The sequence below is a fragment of the Pseudomonas sp. AE27 genome, from assembly GCF_037113495.1.
GTDB classification, from domain to species: domain Bacteria; phylum Pseudomonadota; class Gammaproteobacteria; order Pseudomonadales; family Pseudomonadaceae; genus Aquipseudomonas; species Aquipseudomonas palmensis.
In genome coordinates this window covers 5,723,509-5,750,310 of the sequence record NZ_CP146966.1, presented here as the reverse complement: position 1 = coordinate 5,750,310, position 26,802 = coordinate 5,723,509, and the positions used below count along the sequence as shown (strand labels likewise).

The 26,802-nt window shown below is 62.6% G+C and carries 25 protein-coding genes, 5 tRNA genes and 1 pseudogene; 11 read left to right on the top strand and 20 right to left on the bottom strand.

What is annotated here, in order from left to right:
* The 10 genes from V9K84_RS26535 to V9K84_RS26490 form a co-directional block, all read right to left on the bottom strand.
* Positions 1–1,284, bottom strand: a complete 1,284-nt coding sequence (locus tag V9K84_RS26535; protein WP_043860439.1) for an arsenic transporter — start codon at positions 1,282–1,284, stop codon at positions 1–3.
* 15 nt (positions 1,285–1,299) lie between these two features.
* Entirely contained in the window at positions 1,300–1,647 is a 348-nt protein-coding gene (locus V9K84_RS26530) for a metalloregulator ArsR/SmtB family transcription factor (RefSeq protein WP_043860440.1), read from the bottom strand.
* Positions 1,648–1,745: 98 nt separating this feature from the next.
* A complete protein-coding gene (locus V9K84_RS26525) occupies positions 1,746–2,444 on the bottom strand; it encodes an epimerase (RefSeq protein WP_088515571.1) in 699 nt (232 codons plus the stop codon).
* A 41-nt stretch (positions 2,445–2,485) separates the two neighbouring features.
* Positions 2,486–3,343: an SDR family NAD(P)-dependent oxidoreductase gene (locus V9K84_RS26520; RefSeq protein ID WP_088515592.1), complete on the bottom strand. Its 858-nt coding sequence runs from the start codon at positions 3,341–3,343 to the stop codon at positions 2,486–2,488.
* 60 nt (positions 3,344–3,403) lie between these two features.
* Positions 3,404–4,249 (bottom strand): SDR family NAD(P)-dependent oxidoreductase, encoded by an 846-nt coding sequence (locus V9K84_RS26515; RefSeq protein WP_088515572.1) that lies wholly within the window; start codon positions 4,247–4,249, stop codon positions 3,404–3,406.
* Between the two features lie 58 nt (positions 4,250–4,307).
* Positions 4,308–4,877, bottom strand: a complete 570-nt coding sequence (locus V9K84_RS26510) for a TetR/AcrR family transcriptional regulator (RefSeq protein ID WP_043860443.1) — start codon at positions 4,875–4,877, stop codon at positions 4,308–4,310.
* Between the two features lie 144 nt (positions 4,878–5,021).
* A complete protein-coding gene (locus V9K84_RS26505; protein ID WP_338793274.1) occupies positions 5,022–6,500 on the bottom strand; it encodes a DUF6765 family protein in 1,479 nt (492 codons plus the stop codon).
* A gap of 180 nt (positions 6,501–6,680) precedes the next feature.
* Positions 6,681–6,893, bottom strand: a complete 213-nt coding sequence (locus V9K84_RS26500) for a hypothetical protein (RefSeq protein ID WP_088515574.1) — start codon at positions 6,891–6,893, stop codon at positions 6,681–6,683.
* Between the two features lie 573 nt (positions 6,894–7,466).
* On the bottom strand, positions 7,467–8,456 hold the full coding sequence (locus tag V9K84_RS26495) for a hypothetical protein (RefSeq protein ID WP_088515575.1): 990 nt from the start codon (positions 8,454–8,456) through the stop codon (positions 7,467–7,469).
* A gap of 105 nt (positions 8,457–8,561) precedes the next feature.
* Positions 8,562–8,819, bottom strand: a complete 258-nt coding sequence (locus tag V9K84_RS26490; RefSeq protein ID WP_088515576.1) for a hypothetical protein — start codon at positions 8,817–8,819, stop codon at positions 8,562–8,564.
* A 213-nt stretch (positions 8,820–9,032) separates the two neighbouring features.
* On the opposite strand from V9K84_RS26490, the gene V9K84_RS26485 reads away from it, so the two are divergent.
* Together V9K84_RS26485 and V9K84_RS26480 are read left to right on the top strand one after the other, a co-directional pair.
* The gene (locus V9K84_RS26485) at positions 9,033–9,509 is read left to right on the top strand and encodes a hypothetical protein (protein ID WP_143516674.1); all 477 of its coding nucleotides are present in this window, start codon (positions 9,033–9,035) and stop codon (positions 9,507–9,509) included.
* A 131-nt stretch (positions 9,510–9,640) separates the two neighbouring features.
* A pseudogene (locus tag V9K84_RS26480) lies at positions 9,641–10,255 on the top strand (transposase); the annotation flags it as partial.
* A gap of 110 nt (positions 10,256–10,365) precedes the next feature.
* Here the strand turns inward: V9K84_RS26480 and V9K84_RS26475 are convergent.
* Positions 10,366–10,441: transfer RNA gene (locus V9K84_RS26475), tRNA-Thr, on the bottom strand.
* Positions 10,442–10,497: 56 nt separating this feature from the next.
* Complete coding sequence (locus tag V9K84_RS26470; RefSeq protein WP_043860329.1) at positions 10,498–10,926, bottom strand: pilin; 429 nt, start codon at positions 10,924–10,926, stop codon at positions 10,498–10,500.
* Positions 10,927–11,142: 216 nt separating this feature from the next.
* Between V9K84_RS26470 and V9K84_RS26465 the strand changes: the two genes are divergently transcribed.
* Genes V9K84_RS26465 through yacG form a run of 4 tightly spaced genes read left to right on the top strand, consistent with a single transcriptional unit; the run spans position 11,143 to position 14,043 of the window.
* Positions 11,143–12,351 carry a type II secretion system F family protein gene (locus V9K84_RS26465; protein WP_088515577.1) on the top strand — a complete coding sequence of 403 codons (1,209 nt, stop codon included), beginning with the start codon at positions 11,143–11,145 and terminating at the stop codon, positions 12,349–12,351.
* Between the two features lie 2 nt (positions 12,352–12,353).
* Positions 12,354–13,223, top strand: a complete 870-nt coding sequence (locus tag V9K84_RS26460) for an A24 family peptidase (RefSeq protein WP_088515578.1) — start codon at positions 12,354–12,356, stop codon at positions 13,221–13,223.
* Complete coding sequence (gene coaE, locus V9K84_RS26455) at positions 13,220–13,843, top strand: dephospho-CoA kinase (protein ID WP_054914907.1); 624 nt, start codon at positions 13,220–13,222, stop codon at positions 13,841–13,843. The genes V9K84_RS26460 and coaE overlap by 4 nt, the downstream gene beginning before the upstream one ends.
* A complete protein-coding gene (gene yacG / locus V9K84_RS26450; protein ID WP_043860325.1) occupies positions 13,840–14,043 on the top strand; it encodes a DNA gyrase inhibitor YacG in 204 nt (67 codons plus the stop codon). The genes coaE and yacG overlap by 4 nt, the downstream gene beginning before the upstream one ends.
* Here the strand turns inward: yacG and V9K84_RS26445 are convergent.
* Positions 14,040–14,729, bottom strand: coding sequence for an energy-coupling factor ABC transporter permease (locus V9K84_RS26445; protein ID WP_043860324.1), 690 nt, complete (start codon positions 14,727–14,729; stop codon positions 14,040–14,042). The two genes, yacG and V9K84_RS26445, sit on opposite strands and share 4 nt — an antisense overlap.
* Positions 14,730–14,858: 129 nt before the next feature.
* Between V9K84_RS26445 and V9K84_RS26440 the strand changes: the two genes are divergently transcribed.
* The 4 genes from V9K84_RS26440 to V9K84_RS26425 all read left to right on the top strand — a co-directional run bounded on the left by V9K84_RS26440 (position 14,859) and on the right by V9K84_RS26425 (position 20,450).
* Positions 14,859–15,488: a DUF1780 domain-containing protein gene (locus tag V9K84_RS26440; protein WP_043860323.1), complete on the top strand. Its 630-nt coding sequence runs from the start codon at positions 14,859–14,861 to the stop codon at positions 15,486–15,488.
* 168 nt (positions 15,489–15,656) lie between these two features.
* The gene (locus V9K84_RS26435; protein WP_043860322.1) at positions 15,657–15,830 is read left to right on the top strand and encodes a DUF3094 family protein; all 174 of its coding nucleotides are present in this window, start codon (positions 15,657–15,659) and stop codon (positions 15,828–15,830) included.
* A gap of 90 nt (positions 15,831–15,920) precedes the next feature.
* The gene (locus V9K84_RS26430) at positions 15,921–17,216 is read left to right on the top strand and encodes an NAD(P)/FAD-dependent oxidoreductase (protein ID WP_043860321.1); all 1,296 of its coding nucleotides are present in this window, start codon (positions 15,921–15,923) and stop codon (positions 17,214–17,216) included.
* A 129-nt stretch (positions 17,217–17,345) separates the two neighbouring features.
* Positions 17,346–20,450, top strand: a complete 3,105-nt coding sequence (locus V9K84_RS26425; protein ID WP_088515579.1) for a DUF6543 domain-containing protein — start codon at positions 17,346–17,348, stop codon at positions 20,448–20,450.
* 53 nt (positions 20,451–20,503) lie between these two features.
* On the opposite strand, the gene V9K84_RS26420 is transcribed toward V9K84_RS26425, so the two are convergent.
* The 7 genes from V9K84_RS26420 to rluD all read right to left on the bottom strand — a co-directional run bounded on the left by V9K84_RS26420 (position 20,504) and on the right by rluD (position 25,615).
* Positions 20,504–20,580 (bottom strand) — tRNA-Pro (locus V9K84_RS26420).
* 99 nt (positions 20,581–20,679) lie between these two features.
* Positions 20,680–20,755, bottom strand: a tRNA-Lys gene (locus V9K84_RS26415).
* A gap of 5 nt (positions 20,756–20,760) precedes the next feature.
* Positions 20,761–20,837 (bottom strand) — tRNA-Pro (locus V9K84_RS26410).
* Positions 20,838–20,847: 10 nt separating this feature from the next.
* A tRNA-Asn gene (locus tag V9K84_RS26405) sits at positions 20,848–20,923 on the bottom strand.
* Between the two features lie 302 nt (positions 20,924–21,225).
* Complete coding sequence (clpB, locus tag V9K84_RS26400) at positions 21,226–23,790, bottom strand: ATP-dependent chaperone ClpB (protein WP_043860320.1); 2,565 nt, start codon at positions 23,788–23,790, stop codon at positions 21,226–21,228.
* A 125-nt stretch (positions 23,791–23,915) separates the two neighbouring features.
* Positions 23,916–24,656 (bottom strand): peptidoglycan editing factor PgeF, encoded by a 741-nt coding sequence (gene pgeF, locus V9K84_RS26395; protein ID WP_088515580.1) that lies wholly within the window; start codon positions 24,654–24,656, stop codon positions 23,916–23,918.
* Positions 24,653–25,615, bottom strand: coding sequence for a 23S rRNA pseudouridine(1911/1915/1917) synthase RluD (gene rluD / locus V9K84_RS26390; protein ID WP_043860318.1), 963 nt, complete (start codon positions 25,613–25,615; stop codon positions 24,653–24,655). Before rluD ends, pgeF begins: the two co-directional genes overlap by 4 nt.
* Before the next feature lie 150 nt (positions 25,616–25,765).
* Here rluD and V9K84_RS26385 point away from each other — a divergent pair, with 150 nt between their 5' ends.
* The gene (locus V9K84_RS26385) at positions 25,766–26,788 is read left to right on the top strand and encodes an outer membrane protein assembly factor BamD (protein ID WP_043860317.1); all 1,023 of its coding nucleotides are present in this window, start codon (positions 25,766–25,768) and stop codon (positions 26,786–26,788) included.
* Positions 26,789–26,802 lie beyond the last annotated feature (14 nt).

The following is a 26,802-nucleotide window of genomic DNA, read 5'->3' as shown; positions in this document are numbered from 1 at the left end:
TCAAAGGCTCAGGCGCAGGGCCAGGGCCGAAAGCGTGATCAACAGCACCGGCACCGTCAGCAGCAGGCCGACCTTGAAGTAGTAGCCCCAGGTGATGCGCGTGCCCTTGCGCGCCAGCACATGCAGCCAGAGCAATGTGGCCAGGCTGCCGATGGGGGTGATCTTGGGGCCCAGGTCGCAGCCGATGACGTTGGCGTAGACCATCGCCTCGCGCACCACACCCTGTGCTTCGCTGGCGTGGATCGAAAGCGCGCCGATCAGCACGCTGGGCAGGTTGTTCATCACCGAGGACAGCACTGCGGCAAGCAGCCCGGTGCCCAGCGATGCGCCCCACACGCCATAGGCGGCAAGACGGTCCAGCAACTGGGTGAGCAGGTCGGTAAGGCCGGCGTTTTTCAGGCCGTACACCACCAGGTACATGCCCAGCGAGAACACCACGATCTGCCAGGGCGCATCGCGCAGCACGCGCCGGGTGGAGATCACATGCCCGCGCGCAGCGACAATGAACAGCACCACTGCACAGGCCGCCGCCACGGCGCTGATCGGGATGCCCAGCGGCTCGAGCAGGAACAGGCCCACCAGCAGCGCCACCAGCACGCCCCCGCCCACGCGGAAGGTGGCGCGGTCGCGGATCGCCAGCACCGGCGCCTTCAGTGCCTGTACCTCGTACACCCCCGGTATGTCGCGGCGAAAGTACAGAAACAGCACCAGCAGGGTGGCCGCCACACTCACCAGGTTCACCGGCACCATCACCGCTGCGTATTCGCCAAAGCCCAGGCCGAAGTAATCGGCCGAGACGATGTTCACCAGGTTGGAGACCACCAGCGGCAGGCTGGCAGTGTCGGCAATGAAGCCTGCGGCCATGACGAACGCCAGGGTCGCAGCCGGGGAGAAACGCAGCGCCAGCAGCATCGACATGACGATAGGGGTAAGGATCAGCGCCGCACCGTCGTTAGCGAACAGCGCCGACACCGCAGCGCCCAGCAGCACGATGAAGGCGAACAGCCGGCGCCCGTTGCCGCGCGCCCAGCGGGCCACGTGCAGGGCTGCCCATTCGAAGAAGCCGGCCTCGTCGAGCAGCAGGCTGATGACGATGATCGCAATGAAGGTGGCGGTGGCGTTCCACACAATCGCCCACACCGTGGGGATGTCGTGCAGCGACACCGCGCCCAGCGCCAGGGCCAGCAGTGCGCCGAGGCTGGCGCTCCAGCCGACGCCCAGGCCGCGGGGTTGCCAGATGACCAGGGTCAGGGTGAGCAGGAACACAGCGATGGCAGTCAGCATCGGGGCGTTCCTGGCTCAGCAGCAGGCAGCAGCACGAACGGGGCGACCGTCCATGTTGTGCAAGCGTGTGGTGTTGTCCTTGAGCCAGTCGGCATTGGCGCGCAGCGTCACCTGCAGCAGGTCGTGCACCCAGCCGGGCAGTTGCGGGTTGAGACGGTAGTACACCCACTGCCCCTGGCGGCGGTCGAGCAACAGGCCGCTGGTACGCAGCTGCGCCAGGTGACGGCTGATCTTGGGCTGGCTGTCGCCCAGGGCGCACATCAGCTCGCACACGCACAACTCGCCCTGCTCTGCGATCAACAGTGCAGCGCGAGCGCGGGTTTCGTCGGCCAGGCTCTTGAACAGCTCGGGTGGGGTAATCATTGTGGGCGGCCCTTACATATGGATAACCGAATATACGGATATCCATATGTTATCTGCAACCGGATTTTTCAGCGCCTGCCATCAACCTCCCCAGCGCGTCACCCGCAGTTGGGGGCCGGTTTTTCGCGCAAGGCCGTGTGGTAGATCTGCGCCGAATCGAGCACGGGCTGGGTGGCACCATGGCGGGCGATCGACAGCATTGCCTGGCCGATGACCTCGGTGCTCAGCACCTTTTCGGGCAACAGCGCACGCGCCAGGCTCAGCAGCGGGCCGGTGAACCGGTAGAACACACGGTACGCGCGGGTTCTGGAGGTGGCACCGTGCAACGGTTGAATCACCGCCGGGCGCAGGATGTGCACGCGCCTGAACGGCAGGCGCAGCAGGCTGTTCTCCGTCATGCCGCGCACCCGCGCCCACATCGTCGAGCTGGTTTCGCTGCTGTCGGCGCCCGCCCCGGAGACGTAGATGAAGGTGGCATGCGGGTTGAGCTCGCACACGCGCTGGGCCACCGCCAGGGTCAGGCGGTAGGTCATGTGGGTGTACTGCGCCTGGGTCATGCCCGCCGCCGAAACGCCCAGGCAGAAGAAACACGCATCCACATCGCGCAGGTCGTCGTCGAGCAGCGTGGACGGGTTATCGGCGAAGGCCGGCCTGACCACCTGCCGGAGCTTGGGGTGCTGGGCGTTCAGGCGTGAGCGCCCGATCAAGCGAACGGACTCCACATCCTGCGCCGCCAGGCATTCGCGCAGTACCCCGCTGCCGATCATGCCGGATGCACCAAAGATCACTATGTTCATGGCGTAGGCTGGCCTCGCTCAGTCTGAAGGGTGCGCCGGCTTCATGCCGACGGCCATTGCGGCGGTGCCGTGCCGAAATCGGCCGCGAGGCTGACCGGCTTCCAGCGCTGCATCGCTTCGCTGCGGGCGGCCTCTTCCACCTCCACCACATACAAGGCGTCCGACCCCAACAGTAGACGCGACGGCAGCCCTTCACGAGCGGCCAGCGCCACGATCAGCTGCGCAATGCGCTCGGGGTCGCCCACTTCGTTGCCCACGTAGGACTCGATCAAGGCCTTGAACGCGGCCATCGACGCCATGTAGTCCGGGGCCAGCCCGGTGAGCGTGCTGCGGGCCTGGTGGCCCCAGTCGGTACGCATGCCGCCGGGCTCCAGGGTGCACACCTGGATGCCGAACGGCGCGACCTCCTTGCCGACCACGTCGCTGAACCCGCCCACGGCCCATTTGGCCGCCTGATAGGCCGACAGGCCCGGGCTTGCGATGCGACCACCGGCCGATGACACCTGAAAGATATGGCCGCGGCCCTGGGCGCGCATCACCGGGATGGCCGCACGGGTGAGGTTGACCACGCCGAACAGATTGGTCTCGACCTCGGCGCGAAAATCATCGGTGGGGATGTGCTCGAACGGCTGGATATGGCCGAAGCCGGCGTTGTTGACCAGCACATCCAGCCGGCCAAAACGGCGCACGGCCTCGGCCACGGCGTGCCTGGCCTGCTGTTCGTCGGTCACGTCCAGTTCGAACGTGGCCAGGTTGGCGCCGTACTGCGCCTGCAGCTCGACGAAGCGTGTGATGTCGCGTGCAGTGGCCAGCACCTTGGCGCCGCTGTGCAGCGCCGCCTCCAGAATGGCGCGCCCCAGGCCTCGGGACGCACCGGTAATCAACCAGACTTCAGACATGATCATTCAACCTTTTCAAAGCGCCGACGCGGCGCATGGGCAACGTAAAAGAGGGGCTGCTCACTCGGGCCGAAAGCCGGCCTTGCCTTCCAGCATCACCGACTCGGCAAGCGCCTTCTGTGCCTGAATGTCCGCCAGGCTGCGGGCATAGCCGGCCTCCAGCGCCGCATAGGCATCCCCGCCGAGCACGGTGCGCAGCGGCGGTGTCTGCAGCTGGCTGAGGGTGTAGATGGCGTCGGCCATTTTCAGCGGGTCGCCCGAGGCGGTGTCTTCGCCATGCTGTTCGATCCACCCGCGCAGGTTGCCGACCGCACTGCCCTTGTAGACGTCGAGCTGCTCGGTCCAGCGGATGTTGGCCACGAAGCCGGTCTTGATCGAACCTGGCTCGATGATCAGGGTGTTGATACCGAACTCGGCCAGCTCCTGCGCCACCGCTTCGGCGAAGCCTTCCAGACCGTACTTGGCCGCGTGGTACAGCGAGCCGCCCGGGTAGGCGGTACGGCCGCCGACACTGCTGACATGGATGAAAGTACCGCGCTGCTGTGCGCGCATCGCCGCCATGAAGGCGCGGGTGACCTGTATCGGCGCCATCAGGTTGAGCGCGATCTGCTGGTCGACTTCGGCGTCGGTCATCTCTTCCATTGCACCGATCACCGCCCCGCCCGCGTTGTTGACCACCACCTCCACATCGGGATGGCGGGCAGCAACGGCGCGTACCTGTTCGCGGTCGGTCACGTCGAGCGCTTCCACATGAAGACGCTTTGGATACGCCTGTTGCAACGCCTGCATCGCCTCCACACGACGCACGGCGGCGACCACGGTATGCCCCTGGGCCAGCGCCTTTTCGGTAAGGGCCAGGCCCAGGCCACCCGAAGCACCGGTAATGAACCACTTTTGAACAGCCATGAAGATACTCCTGCTACAAATTGTGAGTGATTAATCACTCAGTTAAAAGGCAAGGCTTTTACGCCGTAATGGCGCGCCACAGCATATGGAAGCCCAGCTGGCGGTGGCTGTCGGCCTCCTCCGGGGACTTCTCGATGTGTTCGATGGTGGTGGTGGCGATACTCTCGATCACGGAAGAAATGAAGCTGATCGGGGCGTCGATCAGCACACCGTCCTCTACCCCGCCCTCCATCGTCCTGGACACGGCCTGGAACGGCTGCGCGCCCAGTGCGCGGGTGTCTGCGGTCACCTGCCCCGACGCCGACAGCCGTGCCAGTACCACGCGCTCCAGGGCATTGTTCAGGCCCCAGCTGACATAGCGATTGAAGATGTACTCCATGCGCTGGCGGTAGTCGGCCTGGGCCGGGAAGTCCGACATCATGGCCGTCACCAGGCTCTGCTTGAGGTGCAGGTAGAGCTCCTGGAACAGCACCTCCTTGCTGCTGAAGTAGGTGAACAAGGTGCCGTCGGCAACCCCGGCGCGCCGCGCAATGCTCGACGTGCTGGCCATCACGCCCAGCTCGGCGACCGCCTGCATCGCAGACAACAGCAAGGCTTCACGTTTTTCGGGGCTGAGGGGACGTGCCATGGAGGGAGGTTCGCTTAAGAAGACTGAGTAATCAGTCAACTATATTCCTGACCCTTGGGTGAATGCAAGGGGCGGATGACGCGACGGTGCCGAACGGCAAGCCCCCCGGCATCGCGCCGGGGGGTTGATAGCCGTTATCCGGCGCTACTCGAACAGGTTCACGATGGCATCCGACAACGTACTCCGCTGCCGCGACCACGAGCTTGTGAAGTGATAGATATCGTTGGCCTGAACGTAGTGCTTCACGAACTGGAAGTGATAGTCGGCGGCAATCTGGAACAGGTACAGATCGCTTTGGATATTCACGTAGTTGGTGCCGAAGCGATGGATCTCGGTACTGATCTGGACCATGCCATCCAGAACCGCATGGGTATCGGGCTCCAGGTCCACATTGATTTCCGAACTTGGCTTTTCGGTAAGAATGCGCTTCCAGGCGAGCTCCGAACTCTTTCTTCCCGAGGTGCCCTTGGTAAGGTCGCAGGGGGCCTCGATGGCCTGGCGGGCTTTGCTCATTTCGTCTTTGATGCGGTCATCCAACTGCAACTTCCGGCCTGTTTTTACCTGGCAAAACAAACTGGTCAACTCGAGCCAGGCGGATTCATATTCCTTGGGGTTATCGCGCTCGACCATCTGCTTGGGGTTGGACCAGCAAGGCTTGTACCTGAACTTGGCGAAACTGTAGTCGGGAAAGTGCCCGAGCCAGCCGTGGCCCAGATAACTGGTACCGCTGGGGGCCGCTTCGAAGTTGGGGTTCGCGAACGGCACGCCCTTGGTGTCCGATGACTTCAGAACTTTCCTGTTCCAGTTTTTCGACGAGCCGTCCATGTAGTAGATGGCCTGTGGGCCGTAGCCCATCTTGGACCATTCCCAGGAGTCCGGGTCGTAGTCCGCATCCCAGTAGGTGTTCATCACGTTGTCGAGGCCGCAGTGGTCCTGGTGGGCCCAGGTGTCGGCGATCACATGCGCCCTGACCCCCAGCAGGATCAGCCTGAACCTGCGCAGCACGTCTGCACGATTGTCCTTCAGCACCTCTGCCCCGCCGATGGCCAGGCTGATGATCTTCTCCAGCCGATCGTCATCGGTGGCGCAGAGCACGGCATCTTGAACAAGCCTGCGCGAGAGTGCGCTTTGCGGCCGGTTGAGCATCTTGCCGTATTGCAGATCCTTCACCTTGCTGGCGTTGTACTTTCTCAGTATCTGCTCGCCGCCGAAGGTGTCGCGCTTGATGAACTTGGGCAGGTAGTTGGCCACTTCAGCGCCATGGGTTTCTTCTCGGCTGGGCGTACCGGCCGGGTCGTTGTAGTTGCCGGGGATGAAGTGGTAAGAGCACCACAGGCCATCTTCAGGCTCCCCCATCGTGCCCAGCAGCCCGCCCTGGTAGGTGTAGCGAGGGTTGTCCATCTTGGCGACGACGTTGTACTTGGCAGATTTTTGGGTGTCGCTGACCAGGCTCCAGTAAGAGGCATAGGTGCTCTCGCTGAAGAAGTCGATGAAGTTGGCTGCCTTGGCAATAAGGGTTGCATCGTCCTTGTTGAAGCCGCCGCACAGTGCTGAGTGGTAAGTACCGTAGAAGTGAAAATCCTGATCCATGCCGCTTTCCCCTAAACAGTTTTTGTTTAACAAAAAAAGACCGCAAGGGTTTATAGGCACAGCTTTAAATAGTGTCAAATGGCCATTAGTCAATGATAATTGTTATTTTTATTTCGTGTATTAACGTTGGGAAAGTGCGGTTTGATGGGCATGGCGATATAGAGCGGTTCTATTTAAATTCATGGCCAAATGGAGCCAGTCTGCGCTCAATAATCAGTGGTCAGATTTGAGCAACTTTCCACACTGCTCACTGGCCAACTGACTGATGATCCGGATGGCCTGATGAATACCCGCCGTGTTGCGAAAGCTCAGCTGCGGGTTGTGCTCGCACTCCAGCACCTCGTCATGCTGGACGAGCGCTTCACCGAGTAGTTCGAGGGTCCAGGCGTAGCGTTGGATGGTGGACAAGCGTTCTTGGTCGGTCATGGGGATACCTGCGCTAGGGCTTGTAACAGGGTTACTTAGGATCTTGTCGGGGAGATCGTCCCGTTACTGCGCTCGTAAGGCCACGGTATTTAGGACCCATTTCGTGGCGTTGGACGATGGGCAGGCGATCATAGGGATGCCCGCCCTGTAGCTGGTCGGGGATTGTCATGGAGGTAGAGTAGAAATCAAGCGAGGAATACGCCGTCGTCATACTGCTACTAAGAGCGAATGCGGAGGTCTTGCTCAGATTGCGAATAGGCATGCATGAGGCGCCAAGTTTGAGCTTGAAGCTTCCACGACCTTTCCTATGGAATTGGGTTGTGGTGGCCTGATGATTTCGGATACCCATTTGGACAGTCAGAACTAGGCAGGGAGAAATAACAAAGCCCGCACTAGGCGGGCTTTGTTGTGTGCTCCGTAGGAAACTGGTCTCCGGTGCGGAGACAGGAGTCGAATCAGGCACCTGAAAGCTAACAAAACCAACGAATCAGCTATTAGATCGCCTCGAACGTATACCTAAATGTATACCTAAACCCAAAGATATCCCCGGGAACAAGGCTGCCTTTCAGAAAATTAGTCCGCAGATTCCTCATCGTCGGAATCACCTGCGACCGCCACCTCTGGCTCAAGTAGGCCGCTTTGGGTACTGCCTAAGATGTTGGCTGATTGAATGGCCCCTGCTTTATACCGACCAAGCACCAGCAGTTCTACTGGCTGATGCTTTGCGAAGGCCAGCGAAATCTCTTCGATACATTTAGACGCGTTCTGCCCACGGAAGAGGTCCGTCTGAATCTGGCCGGTCCGCTCGCTGTATAGAACCACCCGCCATTTGTCTTCAAATCTCTTGAGCTGAACGATTTCGTAGGGCCCATCAATTCGGCTAACGGCGGTAGTTTCGCGCCCTCGCTGGTTGATAGCCTCGATCTGGGGCTTAGAGAGCTCGACGTCACCATAGGTGATTTTATTGGCATCGTAGGCGCCCTTGACCAGGCTCATGGCTGCCTTGCCCATATCAACTTGGAGCTGAGCAAGATGTTCGTTCTGATGAAGGATCTGAGTGACCATCTGTTGCTTGCTGGCATCAGCCTGAATGGCCGCCTGAGTATCCATCCAGTGAACACTCGCATAGGTGAAGCTTGCCAGGAATGCGGCGCCCAGGATTGTCGTTACAAGCTGTTTTCCCGTCATGCGTTCGATGGCCCTTGCTCCTAGGCTGTTGAGAGCACCCCATAGCTCTGTCTCGGTGTCGGTGCTTCCTTCCTTCACATCGAAAACCAGCTCGATCTCTTTGCGGTCTTCCTCGGTCATCGACTTTGCAGTCTTTCCGTAGGCTATCGAAGCATAGGCGCGATTGATCCCGGCTTGATAGTCGATCAGCGCCTTGAGGACACCAGTTGGAAGCGAGCTGTGGTATCGCTCACCTTCAATATCGATATCGAGCTTGGGCCATCCGTCGAATTTGATCAACACACTGCGATTGTCAAAGACCCCGGCAAGTGCTTGCTCAAAATATTGAGCTGCCTCTTCCTCAGACCTGACCACAAGCTCAACGACCTCAGACATCCCTTCCTCCCCTTATAGGACACCGTGCTCCATGCTCTGTGCGAAGCATCCAGCGTGCGGTAGGGCTTATACCGCCTTACGCAGAGAATCGCCAGCAACTAGCCATCACGAAGCGATCGGCGGATGGTGGGAAAAATCCGGGCAGTTACCAGCCAATGAATAAAGCCCCATCTGCCTGATGATGCGGCGCGGCTCCATTCCATCGCGTAGCGCCCTTCTGGCGTCCATGGTCATCTGGTCGAGCGCCTTGCTCTCGAATGCTTCGGCAATGGAGGCGGCCTTCCTAACGATCAGTAGCGCCAGCTCGGGCGGAAACTGGACCGGTTCCGGCTTGGGTAGGTAGTCGCAGTCGATAACGGACAAGGCGTGGCCCTCAATATGTATGTGGGCAGATCGGCGAGCTGAGCGCCTGATTATCTGATAGCTGCCCAGCATCCGAATAGTTTACCCAGAGACAACTAACCACGTAGCCCGGCTTGACGCCAGGGTTGTGTTTCACCACTCAGCGATCAACCCCATACAGAAGCATGCGCTAGTATAACCCTGCACATCCAAACCACTTCGGAGCTCGACGATATGGAAATCCCCTCACCCTTCGATGGTCTTCACCTTGATCGAGAACTCATTTGTGACTTCTTTGCTGCTTTCTCAAGATTTGAATTCGCGCTGAAGGAGTCGGGCTTCGCACGAAATCATAGAGGCTCAATCGAGCCCACGTGGCGAGGGTATGCCTCCGAGGCAGCCAAGCTGCTGACCGTTGAGCGAGGCTCGTCCCTAGATGAAGCCATCAACTACCTGTGCAACGATCCTCCCTTGTTTCAAGTTGGCGCAAAGCAGTGGGAGCAGCGCACTTTGCAAGGCGATAGTAAACTTGAGCAGGCGATAGATGCAGCAAAACAGGTACGGAACAACCTATTCCATGGTGGTAAACACACACCGCACTCACCACCTGGTCGGGACAACCAATTGGTAAAATCATCTTTGGTAGTCCTTTACGCATGCCTTGTGGCCGACGATAAATTGCGAGATGCGTACATCCAGAACCAGTTCTGAAGATTGAAGTGGTGGCTCTGGTTCCCGCTCGCAGAGTGCGCGCCACTGACTTGAGGCGGGGTCGCTTTGTAGTGGTCTAATGAAACCGGGCACCCATTTAGGCGAGAATGCTCGCCATAGAGAGGTGTCTGATGACCAAGCAACGTCGTCCTTACCCCAGAATTCAAGCGCGAAGCTGCCAGCCTGTTGCTCGATCAGCGCTACAGCCATATCGATGCCGTCCGTTAACTTGGGCTGGTGGAGTCGGGCCTGCGTCGATGGGTCAACCAGCTCCAGCAAGAGCGAGGCGGCATCACTCCGACCAGCAAGGCGCCGCCCGAGCAGCAAAAAATCCCGAATCAATCGGTTGGAACGGGAAAATCGATCCTAAAAAACCGCCTCCCCGGCACTCCGCGCTCTTGATGAGCGAGGAGCACGAGCGTTCGCGTTAGTTGAGCAGCTTCGCTCTGAAGAGCCTGTTGATATGTTGTGCTCGATATTTGAAGTCCCGGATCTTGCTACTACGGGCACTACCGCAATCGCCAATCTCCGGACGTTGAGCGGTTGGTTTTACGCATCCGCTTGAACGAGTTGTTCACTCAAAGCCGCAGCGCGGCGGGCAGCCGAAGCATCATGTTCATGATGCACGAGGACGGCATAGCGATTGGGTAATTCAAGTGCACCAGTTGATGAGCGAGATGAAGTTGATCAGCAAGCAACCCGGCTCACATGCCTACAAAAAGGTGACGGTGGCGCGGCCGAATATCGGCTGGCAGCAGCCGGAATACGCCGGAACGCCATAACGAAAAAACCCGCCAAAAGGCTGGTTTTATGGGGGGGGTCCAGAGATGTTGGTAGCCTTCGCTGGAACCTGAACTGGTGCCGGAGACAGGAATCGAACCTGCGACCTTCGCGTTACGAGTGCGCTGCTCTACCGACTGAGCTACACCGGCGTGGCGACAACGCTACCATTGCCGCCACGCTTTCGCAAATCACTGTTTATCAACAGCTATTGCCCACCACTCGCCTGCACCGCGGTGCACCCGGCCGGGGCCAGGTCGGCCTCGATATCTGTGCTGCACGCCCAGCCCGTGGCCGAACGGGCCCAGGTCAGGTGCTTGCCCGCCACCGGCGCCGGCGCATCCACCAGCACGCATGCAAGGGTGCCCACACCAGTCGCCGCCACGCCCTGCGCACTCAAGGTGCAGTTGGCCGTGGTCGGCTGGCCGCCAAGGGCGGCGACATCGGCCACGTCCTTGCCCTGGTTGATCTGCACTTCGAAGGCCGTCTTCAATGCCGACACCTCGGCCAGCGCCGCGGTGGCCTTGGCCCGCGCCTGGTGGTTGGTGTACATGGGCATGGCAATGGTCGCCAGAATGCCGATGATCGCCACCACGATCATCAACTCGATCAATGTAATACCGCGCTGTCCCTTCATGGGCACTCCCCTCGCAAAAACTCACAAATCCCGCCACGGACACCGCCGCAGACCAGCGCGCCAGTAGGCCCGAACAGACACCTTTTGTCACCCTGCGGGTGCTTAACCCAGCACCGCGCTCGACTACTCTAGTGGCCACCGGGCGGGATTGCCCGAGCCTATCACCCTGAAGCTGTTACAGGGTTTGTGACTGTCCACCGCTGCAGGGAGGTAGCGATGAACCACAAGACAAAAACCTATGCCTGGCAAGGCATCGACCGCTCCGGCACCCACGTGAGCGGGCACAGCAGCGGGCAGAACAGTGCGCTGGTGAAGGCGCTGCTGCGCGGTCGCGGCATACGCCCAACCCAGGTGAACGCGGCACGCCGTATTACCCTGCAACTGCCCGCTTCGCTCGGCGCCAAGGACATCACCCGCTTCAGCCGCCAGCTGGCAACGTTGTTCAAGGCCGGCGTGCCGCTGCTGCAAGGGCTGGGCATGATCGCCGAAGGCATCAACAACCCACCGCTGCGCCGCCTGCTGGGCACCCTCAAAAACGATATCGCCGCCGGCTGCGGCCTGGCCGATGCGCTGCGCAGGCACCCGCGCCAGTTCGACAGCCTGTATTGCAACCTGGTGGCCGTGGGTGAGCAAACCGGCTGCCTGGACAGCCTGCTCGACCAGTTGGCAACACTGCAGGAGAAACGCCAGGCGCTACGGGCCCGGCTGAAAAAGGCCATGGTCTACCCCGCGCTGGTGCTGCTGGTGGGGTTGGGGGTGGCGGCGCTGCTGTTGCTCAAGGTGGTGCCGCAGTTTCAGGCCATGTTCGCAGGCTTCGGCGCACCGTTGCCGGCCTTCACCCAGGGTGTCATCAACCTGGCCGACTGGCTGGGGCAGTATCTGCTGTGGGTGCTTGGGGTAATGCTGGCCACGGGATTTGCCCTGCGCCGCGCCTTCGAGCGTCAGCAGGCGGTGCGGTTGTGGATGTTGCGCCAGGGGCTGCGCATGCCGGTTCTGGGCGCAGTGATGCAGCATGCGGCGCTGGCTCGTTTTGCGCGCACCCTGGCGACGTCGTTCAGTGCCGGCGTACCGCTCACCGAAGCCCTGGGGCCGGTGGCCGCCGCGTGCGGCAATACGCTGTACGAGCAAGCCGTGCTGCGCCTGCGCCAGGCCATCGGCAACGGCCTGTCGATGAGCGCGGCGATGCGCAACGAGCCGCTGTTCCCGTGCCTGGCGGTACAGATGTGCGCCATTGGCGAGACATCCGGCACGCTCGACGATATGCTCGACCGGATCGCCAGCCACCACGAAACGGCCGTCGACGAATGGCTCGACAACCTGGCCAGCCTGCTGGAGCCGATGATCGTGCTGATTCTCGGGCTGGTGGTGGGCAGCCTGGTGGTCGCCATGTACCTGCCGATCTTCCAGCTGGGCGATGTGATCTGACTATGGACCTGTTCGAAACCCTGGCCCGCCAGCCGCTGGCCTACCAATGTGTCGCCCTGTTGCTTGGCCTGATTGTGGGCAGCTTCATCAATGTGCTGGTGCATCGCCTGCCGATGATGCTGGAGCACCAATGGCGCAGTGAGGCCCGCGAAGTGCTGGAGCTGCCCAACCCGGCCGAGCCACGTTTCGACCTGATGCTGCCCCACTCCCACTGCCCGCACTGCCAGCACCGCATCCGCGCGTGGGAGAACATCCCGGTGCTGAGTTACCTGTGCCTGCGCGGGCGCTGTTCGGCCTGCAAGGCATCGATCAGCCCGCGCTACCCACTGGTGGAGCTGGCCTGCGCAGGGCTTGGCCTGTTCGCGGCCTGGCATTTCGGCTTCAGCGCCAGCGCGGCGGCGTTCATGCTGTTGAGCTGGGGCCTGCTGGCAATGAGCCTGATCGATATCGAGCACCAGTTGCTGCCCGATGTGCTGGTGCTGCCGCTGCTGTGGCTGGGGCTGATACTCAATGCCTTCGAGGTGTTCGTGCCGCTGGACCAGGCGCTGTGGGGCGCCGTGGCCGGCTACCTGAGCCTGTGGACGGTGTACTGGCTGTTCAAGCTGGTCACCGGCAAGGAGGGCATGGGCTATGGCGATTTCAAGCTGCTGGCCATGCTCGGCGCCTGGGGCGGCTGGCAGATCCTGCCGCTGACGCTGCTGCTGGCCTCGTTGGTGGGCGCGCTGCTGGGCCTGGTACTGCTGCGCCTGCGCAACCAGCAGGCGAGCACGCCGATTCCGTTTGGGCCCTATCTGGCCATTGCGGGCTGGATCGCGCTGCTCTGGGGTGGTCAAATGACCACTTCCTATCTGCAATTTGCCGGACTGCAATGACCACACCCGCCTTCACACCCTGGATTCTCGGCCTCACCGGTGGCATCGGCAGTGGCAAGAGCGCCGCGGCGCAACGCTTCATCGAGCTGGGCGTGCACCTGGTGGATGCCGACCAGGCCGCACGCTGGGTGGTCGAGCCCGGGCGCCCGGCGCTGGCCAGCCTGGTGGAGCATTTCGGCCCCGGCGTGCTGCAAAGCGACGGGCAACTGGACCGCGCCGCGCTGCGCCAGCTGATCTTCAGCGACCCGGCGCAACGCCGCTGGGTGGAAGCCCTGCTGCATCCGCTGATCGGCCAGGAGATCTTCAGCTACCTGGCCAAGGCCGAGTCGCCCTATGCGGTGTTCGTTTCACCGCTGATGGTGGAGTCGGGCCAGTATCAGCGCACCCAGCGCCTGCTGGTGATCGACGCGCCGCAGGCCTTGCAGATCGAGCGTACACTGCAGCGCGACCAGACCAGCCCCGAACAGGTGCAGGCCATTCTCAAGGCGCAGACCAGCCGCGAAGAGCGCCTGCGCCATGCCCACGACGTGATCGTCAACGACCGCGACCTGGCCTGGCTGCATTCGGAGGTCGACCGCCTGCATCACTTTTACCTGACTTTGCGTGGAGGCCAAGCATGAGCCAACCCCTGACCGTAGACTGCCCGACCTGTGGCGCCCCTGTTGAATGGAGTGCCACAAATACCTATCGGCCATTCTGCTCCGACCGCTGCAAGCTGATCGACCTGGGTGCCTGGGCCGCTGAAGAGCACAAGATTCCGGTGGCACCGGATGCCGAAGACGAGCTGTTCTCCGGCGACTTCAACCCGCGCGAACACTAACCGCGCGGTTCGTCGTCCTTCCACGGGGCCTGCAGGTAGCGGGTCCGGTTGAAGGTTTCCAGCCACTCGGGGCAGAACACCACAAGCGCACTGATTACCATGCCGTTGATGAAGGCCTCGGGGAAGATGATCAGCCACAGGTAGCCGATGAAGTCCGACAGCCATTCGGGCATCACGAAGATACCGTCCAGCCACAGCCAGCCAAGGCTGGCCAGCAGGCACAGCAAGGTCGCCAGCGCGGCGGCGAAAAACCCCGAACAGAAGATGTACACGAACAGGTTTTTAGGCTGTGCGCGCTCCACCAGTATGGCCACCCCCTCCGTCACCAGCACCGGCAGGCCAATCAGCAGCAGGCCGTTGACGCCCATCGCCGCCAGGTCCTGACGCCCCAGCGCCACCAGCCCCACCTGCGCCACCAGGCCACCGACGATTGCCAGCGGCCAGTCCAGCAGCAGGGTCACGGCGGTCATGCCGATGAAGTGGTACGACACGCCGGTGTCGAAGTCGCGGCGTACCAGCCACAACGCGAACAGCGCGAAGATGGTGCCGAACAGCAGGTGCTGGCGCCGCCGGTCGGTGAACAGCTCGACCCACGGCGCGCGCCACACCGCCCACAGCAGCAGCGGCACATAGCACAGCCAGCCCAGCAGCAGGCTTTGTTCCGATAACACTTGTGCGCCAATCACGGCTGTCTGCCCCTTGTGTGCATTGCGCCCGACGATGGCTCATTCTACACACCGTTCCACGGCCTGTTGCCGCCATCCACCGGGCCTGGAATGCAGCGTTGTCATGATTTGGGCGCTAAGCTTGTGCCCATGGATGACTCAGACTACCTGCGCCTGCTAACCATTCAGGCCGAACAAGCCAATGCGTTCCTGTCCAATGCCCGCAAATGGGAGCGCGAGCGTTGGGTATGCCAGCGCCTGCTGCAAGGCCTGAACATCCCTTACCGCAGCGAGGACTTCACCGCCGCCGGTCAGGAACCACCCGACGTGCTGTTTCGCGATGCCGCCTTCGAGGTGTTCTTCGTGCTCGACGAAGGGCGCCGGCTCAACGACGAATGGCGCGAAGAACTGCAGCGCCGGCGCAGCGCGTTCTCCCTCGCGCAGCTGGTAAGGCGCGAGGCCCGGCCGCGACGCATCAGTGCGCAGGAGCTGCTGCAGCGCCTGGCGCCCACCCTGCGCAAGAAGTCGCACAACTACCGCGAACGCAACCTGGACCTGGGCGAACTGGACATCATTGCCTTCGCCAGCCTCAAGCGCGAAGTGCTCGACCTCAACAGCCACTTCCCGCCGCCCACAGAATACCTGCGCCAGGGCTGGCGCTCGCTATCGCTGGTGGGCCCGACCTTCGCCCGGGTGCTGTTCGCCCACCCCGATGCGCCGGATTTTCTGCGCGCCAACCTGGGGCGCAGCATCGTCTTCGATGTGGGGATCAGCCTGTGATCGCTGCCCCCTGCCAAAGCGGGATGGCATAAATGCGGCGCGGGTGATACAAAGCGCAATCATTCGCTGTCACGAGCGCTTCGATCCCCCAGGTAAGCCTTTGGCGACGGACTACAGTGAACACTGTAGCGTTCCCACAGTCACATGCGTCTACCTGACGAGGCCTCCATGACCAGCCGCCTGAACCCCGAAGACCAGCGACGAGTCGATGAATACCTGCGTGCCCCCCAACACCAAGTCGAGCGCAAGCCTTTCAGGCCATGGCTGCTCCTTGCTCTGGTGGTGGGCGTGACGATCAGCCTTGGCCTGTTGAGCCGCCTCCTGAGCCACCTGGTGCTATGAGCTGCCTTGCGCTCGCCCAAACCGCCCGCCCTGCGCGGCCGGCCACTCAGGACCCAACCCAGAATTCCGCAAACCTTATGAGATATCCCCATGACTCACCGTATCGTGATTGTCGGCGGCGGCGCCGGCGGCCTGGAACTGGCGACCCGCCTGGGTAAGACCCTGGGCAAGCGCGGCACCGCCGCGATTACCCTGGTCGACGCCAACCTGACCCACATCTGGAAGCCGCTGCTGCACGAAGTGGCGGCCGGTTCGCTCAATTCTTCCGAAGACGAGCTCAACTACGTGGCCCAGGCCAAGTGGAACCACTTCCAGTTCCAGCTGGGGCGCATGAGCGGCCTGGAGCGTTCGAGCAAGCAGATCCAGCTGGCCGCCACCCTCGACGAGGACGGCCGCGAGCTGCTGCCGGCGCGCACCCTGGCGTATGACACGCTGGTGATCGCGGTGGGCAGCAACACCAACGACTTCGGCACCCTGGGTGCGGCGCAGCATTGCCTGTTCCTCGACACCCGCAAGCAGGCCGAGCGCTTCCACCAGCAGTTGCTCAACCACTACCTGCGCGCCCACGCCGGCGACCTTGCCAGCGAGAAGATCAGCGTGGCGATCGTGGGTGCCGGTGCCACCGGCGTGGAGCTGGCGGCCGAGCTGCACCATGCCGCCCACGAACTGGCCGCCTATGGCCTGGACCGCATCCAGCCCAAGGACATGCAGATCACCCTGATCGAGGCCGGCCCACGGGTGTTGCCGGCGCTGCCCGAGCGCATCAGCGTGCCGGTGCACAAAACCCTGGAAAAACTCGGCGTGACGGTGCTGACCAACGCGTCGGTGAGCGAGGTCACCGCAGACTCGCTCAAGACCGCCAACGGCGAGGTGATCCACGCCAGCCTCAAGGTGTGGGCGGCCGGTATCCGCGCCCCGGCGTTCCTCAAGGACATCGACGGGCTGGAAACCAACCGCATCAACCAACTGGTGGTGCGCCCTACCCTGCAGACCACCCTGGACGATGACATCTTCGCGTTCGGCGACTGCGCCGCCTGCCCGCAGCCGGGCAGCGACCGCAATGTGCCGCCGCGCGCCCAGGCCGCCCACCAGCAGGCCTCGCTGCTGGCCAAAGGGCTCAAGGCGCGCCTGGAGGGCAAGGCGTTGCCCACCTACGCGTACCGCGACTACGGCTCGCTGGTTTCGCTGTCGCGCTTCTCGGCAGTGGGCAACCTGATGGGCAACCTCACCGGCAGTGTGATGCTCGAAGGCTGGCTGGCGCGGATGTTCTATGTGTCGCTGTACCGCATGCACCAGATGGCGCTGTATGGCACCTTCCGCACGCTGATGCTGATGCTCGGCAGCCGTATCGGCCGCGGTACCGAACCCCGCCTCAAGCTGCACTGACGGCTACCCCCGTCCGCCCCGGCGCCCTGCCGGGGCCGGATGGGCGCCAGGCCACTGGCGATACTTATCTACCCTCCCCGAACTGCCCTGCTGGGCCAGGCTCGAGCTTCATCGACCTGGAGCATCGGCATGCCTACGCAACCCGTGAACGTCAACGCCAGCACCCTGGCACGCAAGGCCCGCGAATGGGTGGAGCACTTCCCCGACCTGCATGAGCTGGCCATCACCCAGGCCCGCGCCATCATCTTCAAGCATACCGGCCGCCAGCTCGACCCCGAGAAGGTCTGGTGGCACCGCTTCGACCGCGCCGTCAGCACCCCGGCGAGCTTTTCGGGGTGGGAGCACCGCGGCCCGCCGCTGCGTTCGCTGACCTTTGTGCAATTGATGCTGCAGCGCTTCGCCGCCAGCGATCAGGATGACCTGGACACCCTGCAGGTGATGGGCGGCTTCTACACCGATGGCGCCGAGCACAGCTGGTTCGACCAGCGCAATGAAGTCAGGATGCTGGCGGCGCCGGTTTCACGGGACTTCTGGGCCATCGACTTTGCAGCCACCTATACCCACGCCTTGCGTACCTTCTGGGACTCCCGCGGCGACGATTTCATCCTGCTGGCCAAGACCCACTTTCTGGCGCAGGTGGCCCGGCAGGCCGCCAGCGGCAGGCTGGGCCGCGAGGAGCTGCGCATGCTGCGCCACGGCCTCGGGGCACGCGTCAGCCAGCCGCTGACCCTGGACGGGCTGCTGATGCCGGCCCCCGCCCAGGCCGATACCCGTCTGTACAGCTTCGACATTGCCGGCCTGCGCGTGCCGCAGGCACTGCGCGTGGTCAACGGCCAGGGCCGCCAGGTGCTCTACCTGCCGGGCGGCAGCCCCAGCCTGCTGGCGTTCGCCAACCGCCAGGCGCTGTACGACTGGGTACGCGAACAGGCCGCGAGCCCCACGGGCCGTCAGCGTCTGCTGCGCCATCTGGGCGCGTTCGCCCCGTTGCAGCAAAGCGAGCAGGACAAGGCCAACCGCGCGCTGGATACTTTTGCCAGCGATGCGCAGGGCGCCCATATCGACCTGCTCAACCAGGCCGAGCAGCATATTCAGGGCGACGGCTTCCAGGCGCTGCGCAGCCTGGCGATCACGCAGATGTCGCAGCAGGCCCAGCGCCTGCTGATGAGCAATGCCCACCTCACCAGCCAGCTGTGGACCCGCTACCTGGGCGCCTTCATCGGCCTGGCCGGGGTTGCCGCCCCGGTCGCCTGGCCGCTGGCGCTGGTGGTGGTCGGTGCGGGGGTGGCCAACGTGATCCTCAACAGCATCGAGGCGGTCCATGCCGCCGATACCCAGCAGCGACGCCAGGCGATCATCAACGCCATTTCCAGTGCGATCACCGCCGCCTTCAGCCTGCCGTTCGTGTTCGCCGACGAAGCCCTGGCCGCCGAAGGCCCGTTGAACAGCCCGGTACCCCGGCCCGCGCCCATTGAAGTGCCGGACAGCGGCGAAAGCCTGGCGCTGATCCAGTTGCATCAGGACAACATCGTGCTGCAGGCGGGCGAGCGCTGGAACAGCCTGGGGCTGATCGAGCGTATCGATGTGCCGCGCGTGTACCTGGTGCACGCGCTGGCGCGAGGCGAAACCGCCTCGCCCGCAGGCTCGCTGGTACCACGCGAAACCCTGCGCTTCGACTTCAGTGCGCGCCTGCGGCCTGGCAAGGTGGTGCGCACCTTCGCCAGCGTGCCGGGTGCGCTGGAGTACGCCAAGGCCGAGCTGGATGGCCCGTTTGTGGTGTATGAAGTCGACAGCCAGGGGCTGGCCTGCGCGTCCCTGCGCCACAACCTGCAGTACAACTGGCGCTTCACCCTGAGTCGACAGGGGCTGGCGCCATCGTTCATGCAGGAGTGGGCAGAGGGCGCGCGCGCACTGGAGGACTTCGGCGACGGGGCCTGGCTGTTCGACGAGGTACACCTGCAACTGGAGGGTCTGGAGCCCTCGCGTAGCCGCTTGATGGCGATGAGCGAACTCGAGGCGCCACTGCCCTCGCTCAATGACGCTGGGGTCATCCACCAGGCGCCCACCCTACTGCAAGGGGTGAGGGTGCTCGAACCCTCGGCTGGCGAAATGCGCTGGCTCTACAGCATCGAGGCCGGTGGCACACGCCAATACGTACGCTATGACCTGTTCAGCGCTAGCTGGCGCACTGCGCAAGGCACCGCCTACCGCTACAACAGCGCCACCGGCGGTTTCGATCTGCTGACGACACTGCCCACCGAACCCGAATCACCCAGCAGCATGCAGCAGGCGCTGGACACCCTGAACATTGCGGCGCGTATCCCCTTGGAAATCGAGATACCGGACGCCGAAGGCAGCCTGCCGCTACCGCGCAAGATTCACAGCATATGGCTCGGCGGCCCGTTGCCACGCAGGCTGGCCAGCCTGGTGCTGGACAATGCCCGGGTGGCCGCACGGGGCGCCAACCCGTTCGAATGCCACCTGTACCTGTCGATCGGCGACCCCCAGGCCTTGCGCGATACCTTGAAGTTGCTGGAACAGCGCCCGGCCAACCTCCACCTGCATACTCTGGAACAAACGCCGTTTTTCGAGCAGTTTCGCCAGAGCCCGTTCTACCCGCAGTACCGCAGCGCCAGCAGCGGCCCGGCCATCAACTACGCTAGCGCGGTCGATACCCTGCGCTATCAGTTGTTGCGCATGGAGGGCGGCTTGTACATGGATGTGGACGACTGGGTGCATGGCCCCAGCGACACCCGTCGCGCCCTGGGCGATGTACAAATGAAGGTGAAACCGGGCGAGCTGATGCTCAACGGGCTGGCAAGCCATCCACGCCTGGGGATGATCATCGAATTCAACAACAGCAACTTCGGCTCGCTGCCCGACAACCCGCTGCTCGATCGCATCAGCGAGGAAAGCCTGCAGCGTTACCTGCGCAACCGCGACCTGTTCCGCAGCCGCCCTTACGACTACAAGGACAGCCAGGCGACCATGGACGCCTATGCGCGTCGCATCAGCCACGTGAGTGGGCCGCAGATGTTCAATGCGGTGATCGACCGGGAGTTGCCTGCGTTTCGCCAGTACCGCGGCGTGGTGCGGTTGACCCGGGGCGAGCTGTATTTCGACGAGGCGCGGATGCGCGCGCTGCGCCTGCAGCAACGCCTGGCCACCCCGCACTACAGCCCCCTGCAGGATGTGCTGGGCATAGGCAGTACCGCCAGCTGGCTGCACACGCGCTAAACCCTGCGCAAACGAAAAAGGGCACCTTTTGCAAGGTGCCCTTTTTCTGAAGATGGTCGGGGTAAGGGGATTCGAACTCCTGACATCCTGCTCCCAAAGCAGGCGCGCTACCGGACTGCGCTATACCCCGGTAAAAAAAAGACACCGATTAAGGTGCCTTTTTTAATGGCTGGACGCTAATGGCGTACCAACCTTTTAAGATTCAAACCCAGCGAACCGGATTCAAAAATGGTGGGTCGTGTAGGATTCGAACCTACGACCAATTGGTTAAAAGCCAACTGCTCTACCAACTGAGCTAACGACCCAAATATGGTCGGGGTAAGGGGATTCGAACTCCTGACATCCTGCTCCCAAAGCAGGCGCGCTACCGGACTGCGCTATACCCCGGTTTGAAATTTGGCTCCGCGACCAGGACTCGAACCTGGGACCCAATGATTAACAGTCATTTGCTCTACCGACTGAGCTATCGCGGAACTATCAATTTCAAGTACAACTTGCTGCAATTTCGAAAACTGTATCGCTACCGCTTCGAACTCTTCGACCTTGTGCATCGCTGCGTTCATGTCTCTGAGGCGCGCTATTCTACAATCTTCAAAACCCTTGTCAACCCTTAATTTGCATTCAACACACTGATTTGCAACTTTTTTTCAGATTCCCACTTCTGCCGGAAACCTGCGGGGTGACATACAGCGGGGCGCACTTTACAAGCACTCGAAGCAAAATGCAAAGAAAAAAGGCCTCGAAAATCGAGGCCTTAGCGTAACCCGCCGAAAACTCAGGCAAAGACGATCTCTTCGCCCTCCAGCTTGGCGGTGATGCTGCTGCCCGGCATGAACTGACCCGACAGAATCAGTTGCGCCAGCGGGTTCTCGATCCAGCGCTGGATCGCCCGCTTCAGCGGCCGTGCGCCATACACCGGGTCGTAACCGACCGCGATCAGCTTGTCGAGGGCCTCGGGGCTCAGCTCCAGGCTCAGCTCGCGTTCGGCCAGACGGCTGCGCAGACGCGACAGCTGGATCTGGGTGATACCGGCGATCTGGTCGCGACCCAGAGGCTCGAACACCACCACTTCGTCGATACGGTTGACGAACTCGGGGCGGAAATGCGAACCCACCGCGTCCATCACCGCAGCGCGCTGCGCCTCGCGATCACCCACCAGTTCCTGGATCTGTGCCGACCCCAGGTTGGAGGTCATCACGATCACCGTGTTGCGAAAGTCCACGGTACGGCCATGACTGTCGGTCAGGCGACCGTCTTCAAGCACTTGCAGCAACACGTTGAACACGTCCGGGTGGGCCTTCTCGACCTCGTCCAGCAGCACTACCGCATAGGGTTTGCGCCGCACGGCTTCGGTCAGGTAGCCGCCCTCTTCGTAACCCACGTAGCCTGGCGGTGCACCAATCAGCCGCGCCACGGAATGCTTCTCCATGAACTCGGACATGTCGATACGCACCATGGCCTCTTCGGTGTCGAACAGAAACTCGGCCAACGCCTTGCACAGCTCGGTTTTACCCACACCGGTAGGGCCCAGGAACAGGAACGAACCACTTGGCCGGTTAGGGTCGGACAACCCGGCCCGCGAACGACGCACCGCGTTGGCTACGGCCACCACGGCCTCTTCCTGGCCGATCACGCGCTGGTGCAGGAGGCTTTCCATCTTCAGCAGCTTTTCGCGCTCGCCTTCGAGCATCTTGGATACCGGGATACCGGTCCACTTCGACACCACCTCGGCGATCTCTTCCTCGGTCACCTTGTTGCGCAGCAGCTGGTTTTCGGCCTTGCCATGCTGGTCGACCATCTGCAGGCTGCGCTCCAGGTCCGGGATCACCCCGTACTGCAGCTCGGCCATGCGGCTCAGGTCGCCCTTGCGGCGGGCGGTTTCCAGCTCCTGACGGGACTGCTCGATCTTTTGCTGGATCTGCGCAGAGCCCTGCACTTCGGCTTTTTCCGAGGTCCAGATCTCTTCCAGGTCGGAGTACTCACGCTCCAGCCGCACGATCTCCTCGGTCAGCTTCTCGAGGCGCTTGAGGGCCGCCTCGTCGTCTTCCTTCTTCAGCGCCTGGGATTCCACCTTCAGTTGAATCAGGCGACGCTCCAGACGGTCGAGCACCTCGGGCTTGGAGTCGATCTCCATGCGAATGCGGCTGGCCGCCTCGTCGATCAGGTCAATGGCCTTGTCGGGCAACTGACGATCGGTAATGTAGCGATGGCTGAGCTTGGCCGCGGCAATGATCGCGCCGTCGGTGATCGCCACCTTGTGGTGCACCTCGTAACGCTCCTTGAGGCCACGCAGGATGGCGATGGTGTCTTCCTCGCTCGGTTCCTCTACCAATACCTTCTGGAACCGACGCTCCAGCGCCGCATCCTTCTCGATGTACTGGCGGTACTCGTTCAGCGTGGTGGCACCGACGCAGTGCAGCTCGCCGCGCGCCAGCGCAGGCTTGAGCATGTTGCCGGCATCCATCGAGCCTTCGCCTTTACCTGCACCGACCATGGTGTGCAGCTCGTCGATGAACAGGATGATCTGGCCTTCCTGCTTGGACAGCTCGTTGAGCAGGCCTTTGAGGCGCTCTTCGAACTCGCCGCGGAACTTGGCGCCGGCAATCAGCGCGCCCATGTCCAGCGACAGCAGGCGCTTGCCCTTCAGACCATCGGGCACTTCGCCATTGATGATGCGCTGGGCCAGGCCTTCGGCGATGGCAGTCTTACCCACGCCAGGCTCACCGATGAGCACCGGGTTGTTCTTGGTACGGCGTTGCAGCACCTGGATGGTGCGGCGGATCTCGTCGTCACGGCCGATCACCGGGTCGAGCTTGCCGTCTTCGGCACGCTTGGTCAGGTCGACGGTGTACTTGTCCAGGGCCTGGCGCGATTCCTCGGCGTTGGGGTCGTTCACCGCTTCGCCGCCGCGCAGGTTGCTGATGGCGTTTTCAAGCGCCTTCTTGCTCACGCCCTGGCCGAGCAGCAACTTGCCGAGCTTGCTGTTCTCGTCCATGGCCGCCAGCAGCACGAGTTCGCTGGAGATGAACTGGTCGCCCTTCTGCTGGGCCAGGCGGTCGGCCTGGTTGAGCAGGCGTGCCAGGTCCTGCGACATGTTGACGTCGCCGGTAGGGTTCTGGATTTTTGGCAACTGGTCGAGTTCTTTGCCCAGTTCCTTGCGCAGGCTGTTGACGTCGAAGCCCACCTGCATCAACAGGGGCTTGATCGAACCACCCTGCTGGTCGATCAGCGCCTGCAACAGGTGCGCAGGCTCGATCGCGGGGTGATCCATGCCAACCGCCAGGGACTGGGAGTCGGATAACGCCAGTTGCAGCTTGCTGGTCAAACGGTCTATTCGCATAACTTACCTTCCTTTAATGGGCAGGCCGGAGCGATGGACACACCTGATGAAGAAAAACCTGCCTGAGATACCCCTATAGATAAGGGTGATTGTGGAAGATTCAAGCGTAGCGGGCTTGATCCAGGTCAGCGAGGCGCCAGCCAGATCAGCGAAGCGAAGCGCCCGGTAACGGGGCTGCGACGGTAGGAATAGAAGCGTGGGTCGCTCACGGTGCACAGGCCGCCGCCATACACGGCAGTGATGCCACGGGCCGCCAGGCGAATGCGCGCCAGTGCATAGATGTCGGCCATGAACTTGCCGGGCTGCGCCCCCGCCACGAAGGCGCTGGTACTTTCCGGATGAACGGTCATGAAGGCCTCGCGCACTTCGCCGCCCACCTCGAACGCCTGGGGCCCGATGGCCGGGCCCAGCCATACCAGCACCTCGCTGGCCGGTATGCCCAGCGCATCGAGCGTGGCCTCCAGCACACCGCCCACCAGCCCGCGCCAGCCGGCATGGGCAGCGCCCACGCGGGTGCCGGCACGGTCGCAGAACAGTACCGGCAGGCAGTCGGCGGTCATGGACGTGCAGGCGATGCCGGGGGTGCTGGTGCAGCTGGCGTCGGCTTCGGCAACCCGCGCCGGGTCGGCCTCGACCACATCGATGCCGTGCACCTGCTTGAGCCAGGCGGGCTGGATGGCGAACTGCGCGGTCAGGCGCCGACGGTTCTCGGCCACTGCGGCCTGGGCGTCACCGACGTGGTCGCCCAGGTTCAACGAATCGTAGGGCGCCAGGCTCACGCCGCCGCCCCGGGTGGTGACGCACGCCTTGACCCAGGCTGGCGCAGGCCAGTCGGGGGTCAGCAGGTGGTGCGTCAGCGGGCTCATCCGACGAAGGCCTCGCGGTCCTGCTTGAGCAGCGACAGCAGCCATACGAAGTCGTCCGGCAGGGACGACTCCCAGCCCATGCGCTCACCGGTCACCGGGTGATCCAGCTCCAGGAAGCGTGCGTGCAGGGCCTGGCGCGGGAAGGTCTTGAGCGCGTCGACCATGGTCACGCTGGCCGCCGGCGGGATGCGGAAGCGCCCGCCGTATACCGGGTCGCCGACCAACGGGAAGTTGACGTGGGCCATGTGCACGCGGATCTGGTGGGTACGCCCGGTTTCCAGCTTGACCCGTACGTGGGTGTGCGAGCGGAAGCGTTCGAGCACGCGGTAGTGGCTGACGGCCTGCTTGCCGCCCTCCATCACCGCCATGCGCTGGCGCTGCTGGCCGTGACGACCGATCGGGGCGTTGATCTTGCCGCCTGCGGTAACCACGCCGATCACGATGCATTCATAGATGCGGCTGACGCTGCGACTTTGCAACTGGGCTACCAGCTGGGTCTGCGCCTGAATGGTCTTGGCCACCACCATCAGACCGGTGGTGTCCTTGTCGAGGCGGTGCACGATGCCGGCGCGCGGCACGTTGATGATGTCCGGCACGTGGTGCAGCAGGGCATTGAGCAGGGTGCCGTCGGCATGACCGGCAGCCGGGTGCACCACAAGCCCGGCCGGCTTGTTGATGACCAGGATGTGCTCGTCTTCGTAGACGATGTCCAGTTCGATGTCCTGCGCCACCCACTCGCCCTGGGCTTCCTGCTCGGCGTCAAGCGCCAGCAGGGCGCCGCCATGGACGATGTCGCGCGGACGCACGACGTTGCCATCGACGGTCAGTAGGCCTTCTTTGATCCAGGCGGAAAGGCGCGAGCGCGAGTGCTCGGCAAACAGTTGGGCGGCGACTTGGTCGAGGCGTTGCCCGCCCAATTCGGACGGTACCTCTGCGCGAAGTTCAATTTTCTCGGACATGCTCGAATCAGGCGGAGGCACAGCCTTTGGTTTCAGCTGCACGCTTGTGGTTAAATACGGCGTCTTTTGCCCCGAGGGTTCCAACGGGGTGCTCATCATAACAGGACGGCCTCGCCCAAGACAGCAGCCGTCATAGGGACGCAAGCCGCCATGCAAGTGAAACACCTGCTGCTGATCGCCATCCTCGGACTCACCGCTGCTTGTTCTTCGAAGGAAGTCGTCGACGAAAACCTCAGCGAAACCGAGCTGTACCAGCAGGCGCAGGCCGACCTGGACAACCACAGCTATACCAGCGCCACCTCCAAGCTCAAGGCCCTGGAGTCGCGGTACCCGTTCGGCCGCTATGCCGACCAGGCGCAGCTGGAGCTGATCTACGCGAACTACAAGAACGCCGAGCCCGAGGCTGCCAAGTCGGCTGCCGAGCGCTTTATCCGCCTGCATCCGCAGCATCCGAACGTCGACTACGCCTATTACCTCAAGGGCCTGACCTCGTTCGACCAGGACCGCGGCCTGCTGGCGCGCTTCCTGCCGCTGGACATGACCAAGCGTGACCCGGGCGCTGCGCGTGACTCGTACAACGAGTTCGCCCAGCTCACCAGCCGCTTCCCCAACAGCCGCTACGCGCCGGACGCCAAGCAGCGCATGATCTACCTGCGCAACCTGCTGGCCTCCTACGAGATCCACGTGGCCGACTACTACCTGACCCGTCAGGCGTATGTTGCCGCCGCCAACCGTGGCCGCTACGTGGTGGAAAACTTCCAGGAAACCCCATCGGTCGGTGACGGCCTGGCGGTGATGACCGAAGCCTACATGCGTCTGCACCTGGACGAACTGGCAGCCACCAGCCTGGAAACCCTGAAACTCAACTACCCCGATCACCCGAGCCTGAAAGACGGCCAGTTCGTGCCGCAGCAGGACGAGGCGGACAACCGCTCGTGGCTGTCCAAGGCCACCCTGGGCCTGATCTCCAGCGCGCCGCCGCTGCCGCCAGGCCAGACCCGCGCCAACCAGGACGTGCAGAAGCAGTACCAGGACGCCAAAGACGCGATCCCGCAGGAACTGCTGCCCAAGGACGAAAATGGCGACGTGATCGAAGAAGAAAACCACGAAGCCGAAGGCAACAACGAAGACCGTTCCTGGTTCAGCTACATGACCTTTGGCGTATTCGACTGACACGCCATACGGTG